Source organism: Streptomyces sp. NPDC051219, assembly GCF_040682335.1.
Taxonomy (GTDB): Bacteria; Actinomycetota; Actinomycetes; order Streptomycetales; family Streptomycetaceae; genus Streptomyces.
Genome location: NZ_JBFBAS010000022.1, coordinates 26362 through 42155, shown reverse-complemented (window position 1 = coordinate 42155; position 15794 = coordinate 26362). Strand labels below are relative to the sequence as shown.

Genomic DNA, 15794 nt, shown 5'->3' with positions numbered 1-15794 from the left:
CGCCCTGGTTCACATTCGCCTGGTTGGTCTTGCCGCCGCCCTGGTTCACATTCGCCTGGTTGGTCTTGCCGCCACCCTGGTTCACATTCGCCTGGTTGGCCTTGCCACCACCCTGGTTCACATTCGCCTGGTTGACCTTTCCGCCGTCATCCTCCGCCACTATCGCCACAGCCTTCGGCGTCAGCGGAGCCGCTTGAGCGCTCGTTACTCCCATCGCGCCGGCGAGTATCGCAGCGCAGCAGGAGACGCCGACGATGTGGGGGATGCGGGTGCGGATGTTTGCAGCCATGATGATCTCCTCTTGAGTGAATTGAATTCGCTTATCAGAATTCGGCGAGCCGAGATTTCGACTTACCAGTCGGACCATCTCCGATCCGATGGCCGGGCGCTTTGCCTAAGACAATGTTTGCCTGCTGCGGGAAAGCCAGCAAAGCAACGGAAAGTCGGGGCTTGACAGACTTGACGCCGGGAGTACCATTTGCCGTTTTTCGGCATCCACGTCACTGTCGACGCACCCACCGGGGATTCCGCCGGGTTGGCCAGGCCCGTTATCTCGTCGCCCCCTGAACGCTGCTCCTCCGGGCACCCCGGTAGGGACGCCGTCCGCCTCGGCGGCGCCCCGTTGCCGGTCCACCACCGCTGCCCTTCCGATCCCCTGTCGCGTCTCCGCGAATTCCGCGCGAAATCTTGACACCCTGGCCGCGCCCGCATCCGTCGCCGGAAATCGCCAAGGCATTGCGAGCTTCCGCAGAACTACCGCTCCGAAGGAGGTGCTCGCATGGCCCTTCCTGACCCTGTTCACCTTCACCGATCAGCGGCCGGAACGCGGCGTGGGCAGGCCCCTCCTGCCACCCAGTGACCGGCATGCCAGGGTGGTGTCATGTTCGTAGTCCGTTCCGCCGCCCTGTTCGTACTCGCCGCACTGTTCGAGATCGGCGGCGCCTGGCTCGTCTGGCAGGGCGTTCGCGGCAGTGACAGCGAAGGCGGACGAGGCTGGCTCTGGATCGGCGCCGGCGTCATCGCCCTCGGCGCGTACGGCTTCGTCGCCACGCTCCAGCCCCACAGCGAATTCGGCCGCATCCTCGCCGCGTACGGCGGAGTCTTCGTGGCCGGCTCGCTCGCCTGGGGCATGGTCGCCGACGGCTACCGCCCGGACCGCTGGGACGTGACGGGCGCCCTGATCTGCCTCGCCGGCATGGCGGTGATCATGTATGCCCCACGCAGGCACTGATCCGGCTGCCTATCCTGGCCGCGTACCGATCGTACGAACGAGGAGTTGCCCATGACCGCCGCCGCCGCACGTACCGCAGTCGTCACCGGCGCGAGCAGCGGTATCGGTGCCGCCACCGCCCGGCAACTGGCCGCCGCCGGCTACCACGTCGTCCTCACCGCCCGCCGCAAGGACCGGGTGGAAGCACTCGCCGCAGAGCTCACGGACGCGGGCCAAAGCGCCACGGCATACGCCCTCGACGTCACCGACCGCCCGGCGGTCGACGCGTTCGCCGCCTCCCTCGACCGCTGCGACGTGCTGGTCAACAACGCAGGCGGCGCGCTGGGCGCGGACCCCGTCGCGACCGGTGACCCGGCCGACTGGCGCACGATGTACGAGGTCAACGTCATCGGCACGCTCAACACCACGCAGGCACTGCTCCCCGCACTCATCGAGAGCGGCGACGGCACGGTCGTGATCCTCTCCTCCACCGCGGGCCACGCCACCTACGAGGGCGGCGCCGGCTATGTCGCCGCGAAGAACGGCGCCCGCGTGCTGGCCGAGACCCTGCGCCTGGAGATCCTCGGCCGGCCGGTCCGCGTCATCGAGATCGCCCCCGGCATGGTCAAGACGGACGAGTTCGCCACGACCCGCTTCCGCGGCGACACCGAGAAGGCGGCCAAGGTCTACGCCGGCGTGGCCGAGCCCCTCACCGCGGACGATGTGGCGGACACGATCACGTGGGCGGTCACCCGCCCGAGCCACGTCAACATCGACCTCCTGGTGGTCCGCCCCCGCGCCCAGGCCTCCAACGCGAAGGTCCACCGCGAACTCTGACGCCGGAAAGCCCATGGTCCGGGTACAACAAAGCGGCTCGCCCGGACTGCAGCAGACCAGATCCCGCTGCTGGTCGATGACCTTCTCGATCGGCTTGTACGCGCCGGGGATCTCGTCCACGACGCCGGAGTCCTTACGGCACTCCACGCCCCGCGTCTGATCTTCCGGGTCCCGCGTCGAGAACCGCCGCCTCGGCGTTCCGGCTCATCTTCCGACCGGCCCCGTGCGACGCGGAGTTGAACGACTTCGTGTTCCCCAGGCCGCGGACGATGTACGAGCCCGTACCCATCGAGCCCGGGATGATCCCGTAATCGCCACTGCCCGCCCGGATCGCCCCCTTCCGCGTCACCAGCAGGTCCATGCCTTCGTACCGCTCCTCCGTCACGTAGTTGCGGTGTGGGGAGGACGTTGCCGCACAGCTCGGGGCGGCCGAGTGACTCGGAGTCGAGTTCACTCGGCCGCCCCGCCGAGCCAGCGCCTGTGCAGGCGGTCGGTCACGGTCGTCTAGCGAACCGACCGCAGGCCCGTACGAACCTCCTCGACGAAGAGCTCCGGCTGCTCCCACGCGGCGAAGTGGCCGCCCTTGGGGAGCTTGTTGTAGTGGACGAGGTTGGGGTACGCCTTCTCGGCCCAGCTCTTGGGGGCCTGGTAGAGCTCGTCGGGGAAGACGCTGACGGCGACCGGGAGCTTGACGCCCTTGGCGCTGAAGAACGGGATACCGGCCGCAGCGCCCTCCCAGTACAGACGCGCCGCGGAAACCGCCGTGTTCGTCAGCCAGAAGAGCGTGATGTTGTCCAGGACGTCATCCCGGGACAGGCCCTCGGTCACTCCGTTGAAGGACCGGGTGATCATCTGCAGGCTGGCCGCGTCGTGGTCGAGCATGAAGGCCGCCAGGCCGACGGGGGAGTCGGCGAACCCGGTCAGCGTCTGCGGGCGGTCGCCCATCAGGAGTGCGTAGTAGACGTGCTTGTAGAAGAAGCTCAGCTGCTCGACGGCGCGCTTCTCCTCGTCGTTGGAGGGAGCGACGTCGGACGGCAGCGGGTTGCCGGCCGCGATCGCCTGCTCGATGGCGGGCGGGAACACACCGGCCATGTTGGTGTGGATGCCGACGAGGCCCTCGGGCGCCTGCACGCCCATGAGTTCCGTGATGATCGCGCCCCAGTCGCCGCCCTGCGCCGCGTACTTCGTGTAGCCGAGGCGCTTCATCAGCTCGGCCCAGGCGCGCGCGATGCGGTCGGGTCCCCAGCCGGTCGTGGTCGGCTTGCCCGAGAACCCGAAGCCGGGCATCGACGGGATCACCAGGTGGAAGGCGTCCGACGCCTCGCCGCCGTGGGCCGTCGGGTTCGTGAGCGGGTCGATGATCTTCATCTGCTCGATGATCGAGCCGGGCCAGCCGTGGGTGACGATCAGCGGCAGAGCGTTCTCGTGCTTCGAGCGGACGTGGATGAAGTGGATGTCCAGCCCGTCGATCTCGGTGATGAAGTGCGGCAGAGCCTTGAGCTTCGCCTCGACCTTGCGCCAGTCGTACTTCGACGCCCAGTAGCGCGCGAGCTCCTGGATCGTGGCGAGCTGCGTGCCCTGCGACTGATCCCCGACAGCCTCCTTCTCGGGCCAGCGCGTGGCCTCGATGCGCCGACGCAGTTCCTGAAGCTCCGCCTCGGGGAACTCGAAGGTGAACGGCCGGATCGCCGGCGTCTCGGAAGTGACAGACATGTGGGGGGGTCTCCTTGCTTCAGCGACTTGCTGTGGCCAGCGACTCCGTGCCGCTGGCTCGTCCACAGTGGACTGGGCCGGCGCGCGTCGGCCCAGGGGAAACCCCGGGGATTGGTCCCGTGGCGGGACCCGGGGGCGGGTCTGAGCCCGCAAAACTACCCAAAGTCACTCAAAGAGGAATAAGATCACGCTAACGCACCACGCGCCACACCAGGAAGAGCGACTCATGGGCGTGCCCGCCATCTCTTCGCAGGTCACACTGCGGGGCCGGGGCCAAGAGCTGGCCGCGCTGGAGCGGGTGCTGGCCACGGCGCGGGCGGGCAGCAGCGCGGTCCTGGTCCTTCGCGGTGAGGCAGGGATCGGCAAGACCGCGTTGCTGGACTACGCAGCCCGCCGGGCCGTCGGATTCCGCACCATCCGCGTCGCAGGCATCGAGTCGGAGATGCAACTTCCCTCCGCCGCCCTTCATCAGCTCTGCGCCCCCGTGCTGGATCGGCTTCATCAACTGCCCGGACCGCAGCGCGATGCACTGTCCGTCGCGTTCGGACTACGGGAAGGCGAGGCGCCCAACCGGTTCCTGCTGGGCCTGGCTGTGCTCAGTCTGCTTGCCTGCGCAGCCGAGGATCAGCCGCTGGCCTGCCTCATCGATGACGCGCAGTGGCTCGATGACGGGTCCATGCAGGTGCTGGCGTTCGTCGCCAGGCGGCTGATGGCCGAACCGATGGCTTTGGTCTTCGCTCTGCGGGAGTCTGATGACGATCGTGAGCTGGCAGGTCTGCCGGAGCTGATCGTCGAGGGCCTCAGCGAGCCCGACGCGCGTGCCCTGCTGGCTTCGGCCGTCCGCGTGCCGCTCGATCCGCTCGTACGGGACCGGATCGTGGCCGAGGCGCACGGCAACCCGATGGCCCTTCTGCAGGTGCCGCGCGCGCTCGAGCCTGCCGATCTGGCGGGCGGCTTCGGGCTCCCCGGCGGACGCCCTGTGGCGAGCTGCATCGAGAACGCCTTCCATCAGCGGTTTCGATCACTTCCGCAGGACAGCCGGCGGCTTCTGCTGACCGCCGCGGCCGAGCCGGCCGGAGACGTGGACGTGTTGTGGCGCGCGGCCGGTCTGCAGGAGATTCCGGTGGAGGCCGCAGCGCCGGCCGAGGCCGCGGGACTGGTCGAGTTCGGCGCCAGGGTGCGGTTCCACCACCCCTTGGTGCGCTCGGCCATCTACCGGAGGACGTCCGCGCCGGACCGCCGGGTGGCGCACCGATCACTGGCGGAAGCCACCGATCCCCACCGCGATCCTGATCGCAGGGCGTGGCATCGCGCTCACGCTGCCACCGGGCCAGACGAGAGCGTCGCCGTCGACCTGGAGCGCTCAGCCTGCCGCGCTCAAGGCAGGGGAGGAGCCGCTGCGGCAGCCTCGTTCCTGCGGCGGGCGGCGGAGCTGACGCCCGATCCCGCACGCCGTGTCACCCGCGCACTGGCCGCCGCTCAGGCCGCAATCGACGCCGGCGGGGCCGACCAGGCCCACAACCTGCTGGCGGCCGCGGAGGTCGGCCCGCTCGACGACCTGCAGCGCGCCCGGCTCGAGCGACTGCGAGCCCGGCTGGCCTTCTCCCAGCTGCGCGGCAGCGACGCGCCCCGGCTGCTTCTCGACGCCGCACACCGGCTGGCGCCTCTCGACGCCGCCCTTGCCCGTGACACCCTGCTGGAAGCGGTCGGCGCGGCGATCTTCGCCGGCCGTCTGAGCGAGGGACCCGGGCAGCGGGAGGTGGCCGAGGCAGCCCGCGCCGGACCGTCGCCGTCGACGCCGCCGCGGACGGTCGACGTCCTTCTGGACAGCATCACAAGCCTGATGATCGATGGCTCCGCCGCCGGCGCCGACGCTCTCAGGCGTGCCCTGCACGTCGTGCGGCAGGAGCAGAAAGCCAGCGCGGCGAATGCGGACAGGCAATGGCTGTGGCTGGCGTCCCGTGTGACACCCGAGCCTCTCGCACCGGAGCTGTGGGACGACGACGCATGGCACGAACTGGCGACCGGCGCCGTCAGCACCGCCCGCGAAGCGGGGGCGCTCGCCGTCCTCCCCATGGCGCTGACCTACCAGGCGTGCTTCCACGTGCACACCGGCGAATTCGACACCGCGGCGGCTCTGATCGACGAGGCGACGGCGATCTCGGAGGCGACGGGCGGCGCACCCATGATGTACACGTCACTGGTGCTCGCCGCCTGGCGAGCACAGGAGTCCCAGGCGCTGGACCTCATCGAGTCCACCACCGAGGAGGTGGTCTCCCGGGGCGAGGGACGCTCTCTCAGCCTCGCCGAGTACGCAACCGCGCTGCTGTACAACGGCCTCGGCCGCTACGATGCCGCGCTGGCGGCCGCGACGCGCGTATGCGAGTACGAGGATCTGGCATTCTTCGGGTGGGCGCTGGTCGAACTCATCGAGGCGGCCGCCCGCAGTGGGCAGCCGGAGGCCGCCACGGCGGCGCTGGACAAGCTCACCGAACGCACGCGCGCGAGCGGCACCGACTGGGCCCTGGGCGTGGAGGCGTGCTCGCGCGCGCTACTGAGCGACGACCAGGATGCCGACGCGCTCTACCAGGAGGCGATCGAACATCTCGGACGCTGCCGGATCACCGTCCACCTGGCCCGCGCCCGCCTGCTGTACGGCGAGTGGCTGCGCCGCCAGAACCGCCGCCAGGAAAGCCGCGCCCAACTACGCTCCGCCTACGAAACGTTCAGCCGCATCGGAGCCGACGGCTTTGCCGAGCGCGCCCGCAGGGAGCTTCTGGCGACCGGAGAAACCGTACGCAAACGGATGTCCGGCGCCGTCTCAGAACTCACCGGCCAGGAGTCCCAGATCGCCAGGCTGGCCAGAGACGGGCACACCAACTCCGAGATCGCCGCCCAGCTGTTCATCAGCCCACGCACGGTGGAGTGGCATCTCGGCAACGTGTTCAGCAAGCTCGGAGTCAGCTCCCGCAGACAGCTCCGCTCAGTGCTGTCTCCTCCGAAACCGGGGGCGCCGATGGCGTAACGAGCCGCGGCCAGAGCCGGCCGCGCAGTCGTCTTCACCGTCGATCAATGTTCCAGTACAAAGCCCCGGACTGCGCTCAGTCCGGGGCCTGTCGAGCACGTGGTGTGCTGCTGATCACGACAGGGCGGTACTCGACGGTTCTCATCCGTCCTTCGGCATCTTCCTGCTGACTGCAACTGACCCGCCCAGCAGCCGAGTTCGCGTCGAAATGCTCGAGGCGGGACGTTGCAGACGCTGCCACAGCCCCCGCACTCCGCGCAGCCGAGGAAGTACGTGATCACCCCGCCGCGAGCCTGTCCTGGTTTGTCTGCGGCCTGACGCTGTCGCCGGCGATTCCGGCGGCAGTAGCTCGGCCATTCGGCCGCAGGTGGCTCGCGCGCGTTGCCGGACCGCGGTGTTGTTGACACGGATGCGTGCCGACGTCCATCGCATGGGTGGCATCGGGCGCTCAGCCGTGAAGGGACAAGGCATGCACATATCTGGGCCCGTAGCCGGCCGTCGGCGTTATGCCGCGCTCATCGCCACGGTGGTGACCTGCTCGACGGCACTGACCGGACCGGACCTCGCCGCGGCCGACGGTACGCCGACACCTTCGGTGCCCGCCCCGAAGCTGGACTGGAGACCCTGCGTCCAGGGCAGTCGGTTCGACTGCGCGACCGCCAAGGTGCCGCTGGACTACCGCAACCTCCGCGGGCGCACCATCGAACTCGCGGTCGTGAAACGCAAGGCAACCGGCCCCGGACGGCGCATCGGCACCCTGTTCTTCAACCCGGGCGGACCCGGCGGGCCCGGAACGGTGCAGATGCCACAGAATTACGAGTTCTTCCCGCGCGAGGTGCGGGAGCGGTTCGACATCGTCAGCTGGGATCCACGCGGAGTCGGCAACAGCACCGCGGTGAACTGCTTCGCGAGTCCCGAGGAAGCCGACGCGTGGATTGCGAGCAAACCGGCCGGCCTCCCGGTGGGCGAACAGCAGCGGACGGCCTGGATCGCCGCGTACAAGAATCTGGCCCGGCGCTGTCAGCAGCGTGACCCCGAGCTCCTGCGCCATGTGTCGACCGCCGACACCGCTCGCGACCTCGACCAGCTCCGCCAGGCGGTGGGCGACCCACAACTCACCTACCTCGGGATCTCCTACGGCACGTTCCTGGGCGCCACCTACGCCAACCTCTTCCCCGCCAAGATCCGCGCCATGGCCCTCGACAGCAACATCGACCCGCAGGCCTGGACGGACCACGCCTCCAACGAGGAACCCCGGCTCTCTACATTCCTGCGCATGGGCTCGGACCTCGGCGCGGCCGGGATACTGGACCAGTTCCTCGCCCTGTGCGGCTCCACCACCACCGCCCGCTGCGCCTTCTCCGCCGGGAGCTCGAAAGCGACCCGGGACAAGTGGGACGAGCTGATGCAGCGCCTCCGGGAACGTCCGGTGGGCGCGTGGACCTACGGCAGGACGGTCGGGGACGTGGTGAGCGGCCTCAACATCGTCAACCCCGGATGGACGGAGCTCGCCGGGAGGCTGCAGGACCTGTGGCAGGGCCGCGTCCCAGGGCAGCCCTCACCCCTACCCGCACCACCGGTCCCGAATCCGTACACGGGTGATGAACAGGGCGCTGCGGTGCTCTGCTCCGACAGCCCCAATCCGCGTGACGCCGGGGTCTACCACGCGCTGGAGGAGGCCGCCGCCATCCGTGCAGGCGACGCCGGACGCTTCTGGACCTGGGCGGCAGAGCCGTGTGCCACCTGGCCGGCCGTTGCGGCCAACGGCTATCGCGGCCCGTGGAACAAAGCGACGGCGCACCCCGTCCTGGTGGTCGGCACCACCTACGACCCCGCCACTCCCTACCGGGACGCGCAGGCCGTGGCCGAGGAGCTGGCCAACGCCCACCTGCTCACCAACAACGGGTACGGGCATTCCGCACTGCTCAACCCCAGCAGCTGCGTCAACGAGTACGAGAGCCGCTATTTCATCGACGGCACGCTCCCTCCGGCTGGAACAGCGTGCCGACCGGACACGCCACCCTTCTCCACACCCAAGCCGAGCGGCGGCGTCACCACCGGCGGCGGAGCGCTGGCAGGCATCGTCTCTTGAGCGGAGGTAGCACCGCAGCCAGGGCACGCGCTTACTCGATCGAGCTCCGGAACCTCCCGGACCCGTACCCCGCCACTTAGCACCCCGGTCTGACACCCCAAGCCCCCAGCAAGGGGCCCCGGACTGCAGAGTCCGGGGCCTGCCGGTTCAAATGGACTGCTGGCCAGTCAGCCCTTGACGCAGATGACCTGCTTGAGCTTGGCGACGACCTGCACCAGGTCCTTCTGCTGGTCGATCACCTGGCTGATCGGCTTGTACGCGGCCGGGATCTCGTCCACGACACCGGAGTCCTTACGGCACTCCACACCCCGCGTCTGGTCCTCCAGATCCTTCGTCGAGAACTTCCGCTTCGCAGCGGTCCGGCTCATCCTCCGACCGGCACCGTGCGAGGCAGAGTTGAACGACTTCGGGTTGCCCAGGCCACGGACGATGTAGGACTCCGTACCCATGGAACCAGGGATGATCCCCCACTCCCCCGAGCCCGCACTGATCGCTCCCTTACGGGTGACCAGCAGATCCATCCCCTCGTACCGCTCTTCACTGACATAGTTGTGATGGCAGCTGATCACACCGGGGCGGTACTCGACGGTCCTCATCTGACCTTCGGCATCTTCCTGCTGGCAGGAGATGACCGGCTCGAAGGTCACGCGCGCCTTCTTGAACTCCTTCCGGACCACGTCCTGGAAGAGGTTCATCATGATCGCGCGGTTGTACTTCGCGTACTCCTGCGCCCAGAACAGGTCGTTCCGGTACGCCGCCATCTGCGGGGTGTCCGCGACGAACACCGCCAGGTCCCGGTCGATCAGACCCTGGTTGTGCGGCAGCTTCTGGGCCTGGCCGATGTGGTACTCGGCAAGCTCCTTGCCGATGTTCCGGGAACCCGAGTGCAGCATCAGCCAGACCGAACCCGACTCGTCCAGACAGAATTCGATGAAGTGATTACCGGATCCAAGCGAACCCATCTGCTTTGTCGCCCGCTCCTGACGGAATTTAACCGCTTCCGCGATCCCGTCGAACCGCTTCCAGAAGTCGGCCCAGCCGCCCGTCGGGAAGCCGTGCAGCCGTCCCGGCTCCACGGCGTCGTCGTGCATCCCCCGGCCGACCGGGATCGCCTGCTCGATCTTCAACCGCAGCCGCGACAGATCCCCGGGAAGGTCGTTGGCCGTGAGTGACGTCTTCACCGCCGACATCCCGCAGCCGATGTCGACGCCGACCGCGGCCGGGCAGACCGCCCCCTGCATCGCGATCACCGAGCCGACCGTCGCACCCTTGCCGTAGTGGACGTCCGGCATGACGGCGAGCCCCTTGATCCACGGCAGCGTGGCGACGTTCCGCAGCTGCTGCATGGCGACGTCCTCGACCGACGCGGGATCGGTCCACATCCGGATCGGAACCTTCGCGCCCGGCACCTCTACATACGACATAACAGCCTCAATCCCCCGAAAAGTAGTAAAACGCAAAAGCCTCGCTTCAGCCCTTAAAAGAGACATCGGACCGGCGTCCACAGCAGTGCGTGCGATAGACATTGTGTCCACCGGCCGCCATCGTGCGGCAACCGTTTTTCTTGTGGAAGGGAGCCAGGGACCGTGCAGCGAAAGGCGTACGTACCGGGCATCGCGCTCCTCGCAGCGCTGGTCGCGGGCTGCACGGGAGGCTCCGGGACCACCGACACCCCGGACGATTCCAAGCCCGGCGAGACCACCGTCGCCGCGCCCCCCGGCAAGTACCGCACGCTCCCCGAGCCGTGCGGCTCCGTCGGGCGTGGCCGACTGAAGGACATGCTGCCCGGCGCCGAGGAGCTGACTCCGGAGCAGCAGGACCAGACGTACCAGGGCAGGGCGGACGCGACCTACAACGGCGACCGCCGGGTCGGCTGCCATTGGAAGGTCGAGTCCGCGGACGCCACGCGCCACCTCTTCGTCGGCTTCGAACGTGTCGTCTCGTACGACCGGGCGGTGAGCGACGACGACCGGGCGCAGGAGGTGTACGCGAAGAAGGTGGCCGCCGCGAACATCGAGAAGACCGTCGACCCGCGTGACGAACTCGGGACGAACAGCACGAAGTCCCCCTCCGGCACGGCCACCCCCGCCAAGCCTCCGACCGGCACTCCGGCCGAGAACCCCGCCGGAAGCCCTGCCCGGACCCCGGGCGGGACTCCGGGCGGGACCCCGGGCGGGACTCCGCCGCAGAGCGGCCCCCAGACACAGATCCCCGAGGACGGCCTCGAGCCTCGCCTGCTGGAGGGCCTGGGCGACAGCGCCTACCTGGACGACCGCCTCGCCGCGGCCGGCTCGACCTCGCAGTCCCGCACGGTGACCGTCGTCTTCCGCACCTCGAACGTCATCGTGACCGTGGAGTACGCCGAACAGCCCGCCCTGGCGGCCGCCGTGCCCGACAGCAGGAACATGCAGGACAACGCGCGGGCGCTGGCCCGCAAGCTCTCCGAGCAGATCGACGAGTAGATGGACGAGCAGATGGACGAGCAGGCACCGCGGACGGCGTTCCGCGTACCGTGGCGACCGTCCCGCAGACCCATGAGTGAAGGAACCATGCACCGATCAGCCCAGCGACTCACCCGCATACTCGCCTGCGCAGCCGTTCCGGTGATGCTCGTCGTCGCCGGCTGCTCCTCCGACTCCGGCTCCGGCTCCGACAGCAAGAAGGGCTCGGACGCCTCGTCCGCGGCGAAGTCGCCGAGCGTCAAGCCGTCCCCGACCGTCGAAAAGGCGGCGTTCGACAAGCTTCCCGACCCCTGCAAGGCGGTCGGCGCGAAGACCGTCGAGGCCCTTGTGCCGGAGGCGAAGGACAAGTCCGGTACCAGGTCGAAGTCGAACGACATCTCCAGCCGCGGCAGCTGCTCCTGGAACGGTCTCGAAGACAACGGCCTGAAGGGTTCCCAGTACCGCTGGCTGTCGGTCTCCCTCACCCGTTACGAATCCGACCAGGCGCTCGGCAGCGGCAACAAGCGCGCCGAGGAGCAGTACGCCAAGCAGGTCGCGGCGGCCGGCGCGGCGCAGGGTGGCAAGGCCCTCAAGACCGCGACCGTGTCCGGCATCGGCGACCAGGCGACGACCGTCACCTACACGCTGCGCAAGACCGTGGACTTCCGGCACCAGACGATCGTGGCGCGCACGCAGAACGTCGTCTTCACGCTCGACTACAACGGCACCTCCTACGAGGGCGGGAAGGTCCCGGACACCGCCGAAATGCTGAAGGACGCGCAGAAGGCGGCGAAGGAGGTCGTGGCGGCCATCGCCGCGGCCAACAAGCAGTAACCGGCCAACGCATCCGCGCATCCTGCTCACAACCCGCCCAGAACCTGCCAGGGACCGCCATCACCCCGGCGGGCACCTGGCAGGCGGCAGGTACCCCGGCAAGGCTTCTGCGCCGTTTTGCGCAGCCCGGTCCCCCGCGGGGACCGGGCTGCGGCCGTCCCCGCGCAACGCCTTCGGTGACCATGTGCCAGGCTGTGCCCGCCAGATGTCCACAGTGGGAGGGGATCGCGGGTGGCCGCGATGCAGCTGACACGCACGCACCGAATACTCATCGGCGTCGTCGTCGCCGGCGCGGTGATCATCGCCGCGATCGGTTTCGCCGGGTCGTACGCCGCCGTGCGCGAACTCGCCGAGCAGAAGGGCTTCGGCAAGTTCTCCCTCGTCTTCCCGATCGGTATCGACGCGGGCATCTGCGTCCTGCTGGCCCTGGACCTGCTGCTGACGTGGATCCGGATCCCTTTCCCGCTACTGCGCCAGACCGCCTGGCTGCTCACCATGGCGACCATCGCCTTCAACGGCGCCGCCGCCTGGCCCGACCCGCTGGGCGTCGGCATGCACGCCGTGATCCCCGTGCTGTTCGTCGTGTCCGTCGAAGCCGCCCGCCACGCCGTGGGCCGCATCGCGGACATCACCGCCGACAAGCACATGGAAGGCGTCCGCCTCACCCGCTGGCTGCTCTCCCCGATCCCCACGTTCAAGCTGTGGCGCCGGATGAAGCTGTGGGAACTGCGGTCGTACGAGCAGGTCATCAAGCTCGAACAGGACCGGCTCATCTACCAGGCACGTCTCCAGGCACGCTTCGGCCGCAACTGGCGGCGCAAGGCTCCCATCGAGTCCCTGATGCCGCTGCGTCTCGCCCGCTTCGGCGTTCCGCTCGCCGACACCGGCCCGGCCGGACTCGCCGCCGCCGGCATCGAGCCGGCCCTGCTGCCCCCCGTTCCCGCCCAGGCCAGTCCCGCCCAGGCCAGTCCTGCCGAGGCCCAGACTCGCCCTGTCCCCCAGGCCCAGCCCGCCCTGCCCGAGCCCGTCGCCACCACCCCGGCGCTGCCGTCCGCCCCCGGCGACGAGCGGCCCCGGGGCACGGAAGCGGCGCCGGAGGTGCCCGCCGACGACGGGGCGGCCGGCCACGAGAGCCCCTGGTTCGCGGCGCCCTCGGCTGCCCAGGCGGCATACGACAACGGCTACAACCCGCAGTACGTCGAGGGGCTGGAGCCCACGCCGGTCATGGTCCCGGCCGGCCCCGGGCGTACCAGGCCGCTCGGCGGGTACGAAGCGCAGCCCCAGCAGTACGAGCAGCCGCAGTACGAGCAGCCCGACTACGCGCAGTCCCCGTACGAGCAGTCCGAGTACGAGCAAGCCGAGTACCAGCGGGCCGAGCCGCAGCCCGAGCCCGAGCGCGATCCGGACGCGCTGCCTCCCGAGGAGGAGTACTTCCTCGCGTTCCGCAAGTTCATAGGGGAGAACGGGACCATCCCCAGCCCCCGCACGCTGGGCGCGTATCTCCAGGACCTCGGGTACAACCACACCCTCCTCGACAGCGAGCTCAGCCGCTACGCCAAGCGCTTCGAGGTCCGGTACCAGCAGGAGCTGGACGCCGAGCACATCGCCTAGCGCGCGCCCACGGCCCGTCCGCGACGGAGGGCCGCCCGTCTGCGACGGAGGGCCGCCCCCCGCACCAGCGGGTGGCGGCCCTCCGCACGTCAACGCGAGCCGCAGGCAGCCAGGCCCTGTCCGGGCCTAGGCGGCCAGCAGCTTGCGGACCCGGTCCGCGCCGACGGCCAGCAGCAGCGTGGGCAGCCGCGGCCCGGTGTCCTTGCCGACCAGCAGGTGGTACAGCAGCGCGAAGAAGGACCGCTGCGCGGTCTTCAGCTCGGGCGTCGGCTTGGCATCCGGCGCCAGGCCCGCCATCACCTTCGGCACGCCGTAGACGAGCGTGGTCAGCCCGTCCAGCGACCAGTGCGTGTCCAGGCCCTCCAGCAGCAGCCGCAGCGACTCCCGCGACCGTTCGTCCAGGGAGCCGAGGAGCTCCTTGTCCGGCTCCTCGCGTACGAGCGTGCGCTGCTCGGCCGGGACCTGGGTGGTGATCCAGTTCTCCGCGCGGTCGAGCCGCGGCCGGGCCTCGTCGAGCGAGGAGAGGGGATTCGCCGGGTCCAGGTCGCTCAGGATCCGCAGGGTCTGCTCGTCATGGCCTGCCGTGACGTCGACGACCGAGGCGAGCGTGCGGTACGGCAGCGGGCGCGGCGTGCGCGGCAGCTCGCCGGCGGCCGTGCGGGTCGCCCGGGAGTACGCCGCCGCGTCGGCCGGCAGCACCGAGCCGTCCGCGACCTTGCGCTCCAGCGAGTCCCACTCGTCGTAGAGCCGCTGGATCTCCTGGTCGAAGGCGATCTTGAACGCCTGGTTGGGCCGGCGCCTGGCGTACAGCCAGCGCAGCAGCGGCGCTTCCATGATCTCCAGCGCATCGGCCGGGGTCGGCACGCCGCCCTTGGACGACGACATCTTGGCCATCCCGGAGATCCCGACGAAGGCGTACATCGGGCCGATCGGCTGCACCCCGTCGAAGACCTCGCGCACGATCTGCCCGCCGACGACGAACGACGAACCGGGCGAGGAGTGGTCGACACCGGAGGGCTCGAAGATGACGCCCTCGTAGGCCCAGCGCATCGGCCAGTCGACCTTCCAGACCAGCTTGCCGCCGTTGAACTCGCTGAGCAGGACGGTCTCGGCGTGCCCGCAGGCGGTGCAGGTGTACGAGAGGGCGGTCGACTCGTCGTCGTACGCCGTGACCGTCGTCAGGTCCTTCTGGCAGACGGTGCAGTACGGCTTGTACGGGAAGTAGCCCGCCGAGCCGCCGCCGTCGTCCTCGCTCGCCGCACCGGAGCCCTCGGCGGCCTCCAGCTCGGCCTCGTCGACCGGCTTCTGCTGCTTCGGCTGCTGCTTCTTCCCGCCGTTGGCGGACTTGTCCTTGGTCCGGTAGCGGTCCAGGACCGCGTCGATGTCGGCCCGGTGCTTCATCGCGTGCAGGATCTGCTCGCGGTAGACACCGGCCGTGTACTGCTCGGTCTGGCTGATTCCGTCGTACTCGACACCCAGCTCGTCCAGTGCCGCGACCATGGCGGCCTTGAAGTGCTCGGCCCAGTTCGGGTACGCGGAACCGGCGGGCGCGGGCACCGACGTCAGCGGCTTGCCGATGTGTCCGGCCCACGAGTCGTCGACCCCGGCGATACCGGCGGGCACCTTGCGGTAGCGGTCGTAGTCGTCCCACGAGAGGACGTGCCGCACCTCGATGCCGCGCCGCCGGATCTCGTCGGCCACCAGGTGCGGGGTCATGACCTCGCGGAGGTTGCCCAGGTGGATCGGCCCGGAGGGCGAGAGTCCGGACGCGACGACGACCGGTTTGCCAGGCGCACGTCGCTCCGCCTCGGCGATGACCTCGTCCGCGAAACGGGAGACCCAGTCGGTCTCGGTGCTGCTCTGAGCCACGATCGGCACGTCCTTCTTTCTCGAAAGCTGGCTGGGGGTGCCCGGTCGCCATTCTCCCAGACGGAACGGCCCTCTCCGGGGTTGCTCTTTTTCCAGCGAAACGGGTGGGGCCCCCATGGGATACTCGAGGCTCATCCATACGTACGTACCGACAGGAACGGC

At 69.3% G+C, this 15794-nt stretch carries 11 protein-coding genes and 1 pseudogene; 7 read left to right on the top strand and 5 right to left on the bottom strand.

Annotated elements, in window-relative coordinates:
• Positions 1–289: hypothetical protein (locus tag AB0M62_RS23260; RefSeq protein ID WP_366076206.1), on the bottom strand; the 289-nt coding region annotated here is incomplete at its 3' end.
• A gap of 591 nt (positions 290–880) precedes the next feature.
• Between AB0M62_RS23260 and AB0M62_RS23255 the strand changes: the two genes are divergently transcribed.
• Both AB0M62_RS23255 and AB0M62_RS23250 read left to right on the top strand, forming a co-directional pair.
• A complete protein-coding gene (locus tag AB0M62_RS23255; RefSeq protein WP_366076205.1) occupies positions 881–1231 on the top strand; it encodes a YnfA family protein in 351 nt (116 codons plus the stop codon).
• Positions 1232–1282: 51 nt separating this feature from the next.
• Positions 1283–2047, top strand: a complete 765-nt coding sequence (locus tag AB0M62_RS23250; protein WP_366076204.1) for an SDR family NAD(P)-dependent oxidoreductase — start codon at positions 1283–1285, stop codon at positions 2045–2047.
• Positions 2048–2101: 54 nt separating this feature from the next.
• Here the strand turns inward: AB0M62_RS23250 and AB0M62_RS23245 are convergent.
• Together AB0M62_RS23245 and AB0M62_RS23240 are read right to left on the bottom strand one after the other, a co-directional pair.
• Positions 2102–2438 (bottom strand): annotated as a pseudogene (locus AB0M62_RS23245) (RtcB family protein); the annotation flags it as partial.
• A gap of 113 nt (positions 2439–2551) precedes the next feature.
• On the bottom strand, positions 2552–3760 hold the full coding sequence (locus AB0M62_RS23240) for an epoxide hydrolase family protein (protein ID WP_366076203.1): 1209 nt from the start codon (positions 3758–3760) through the stop codon (positions 2552–2554).
• 226 nt (positions 3761–3986) lie between these two features.
• Here AB0M62_RS23240 and AB0M62_RS23235 point away from each other — a divergent pair, with 226 nt between their 5' ends.
• Positions 3987–6785 carry an AAA family ATPase gene (locus tag AB0M62_RS23235; RefSeq protein ID WP_366076202.1) on the top strand — a complete coding sequence of 933 codons (2799 nt, stop codon included), beginning with the start codon at positions 3987–3989 and terminating at the stop codon, positions 6783–6785.
• A gap of 469 nt (positions 6786–7254) precedes the next feature.
• Positions 7255–8877, top strand: coding sequence for an alpha/beta hydrolase (locus AB0M62_RS23230; protein WP_366076201.1), 1623 nt, complete (start codon positions 7255–7257; stop codon positions 8875–8877).
• 167 nt (positions 8878–9044) lie between these two features.
• On the opposite strand, the gene AB0M62_RS23225 is transcribed toward AB0M62_RS23230, so the two are convergent.
• On the bottom strand, positions 9045–10301 hold the full coding sequence (locus AB0M62_RS23225; RefSeq protein WP_366076200.1) for an RtcB family protein: 1257 nt from the start codon (positions 10299–10301) through the stop codon (positions 9045–9047).
• Positions 10302–10463: 162 nt separating this feature from the next.
• Here AB0M62_RS23225 and AB0M62_RS23220 point away from each other — a divergent pair, with 162 nt between their 5' ends.
• The 3 genes from AB0M62_RS23220 to AB0M62_RS23210 all read left to right on the top strand — a co-directional run bounded on the left by AB0M62_RS23220 (position 10464) and on the right by AB0M62_RS23210 (position 13763).
• A complete protein-coding gene (locus tag AB0M62_RS23220; RefSeq protein WP_366076199.1) occupies positions 10464–11339 on the top strand; it encodes a DUF3558 domain-containing protein in 876 nt (291 codons plus the stop codon).
• Positions 11340–11426: 87 nt separating this feature from the next.
• The gene (locus tag AB0M62_RS23215; RefSeq protein WP_366076198.1) at positions 11427–12152 is read left to right on the top strand and encodes a DUF3558 family protein; all 726 of its coding nucleotides are present in this window, start codon (positions 11427–11429) and stop codon (positions 12150–12152) included.
• A gap of 231 nt (positions 12153–12383) precedes the next feature.
• Entirely contained in the window at positions 12384–13763 is a 1380-nt protein-coding gene (locus tag AB0M62_RS23210) for a DUF2637 domain-containing protein (protein WP_366076197.1), read from the top strand.
• Positions 13764–13889: 126 nt separating this feature from the next.
• On the opposite strand, the gene lysS is transcribed toward AB0M62_RS23210, so the two are convergent.
• Positions 13890–15641, bottom strand: coding sequence for a lysine--tRNA ligase (gene lysS / locus AB0M62_RS23205; protein WP_366076196.1), 1752 nt, complete (start codon positions 15639–15641; stop codon positions 13890–13892).
• Positions 15642–15794 lie beyond the last annotated feature (153 nt).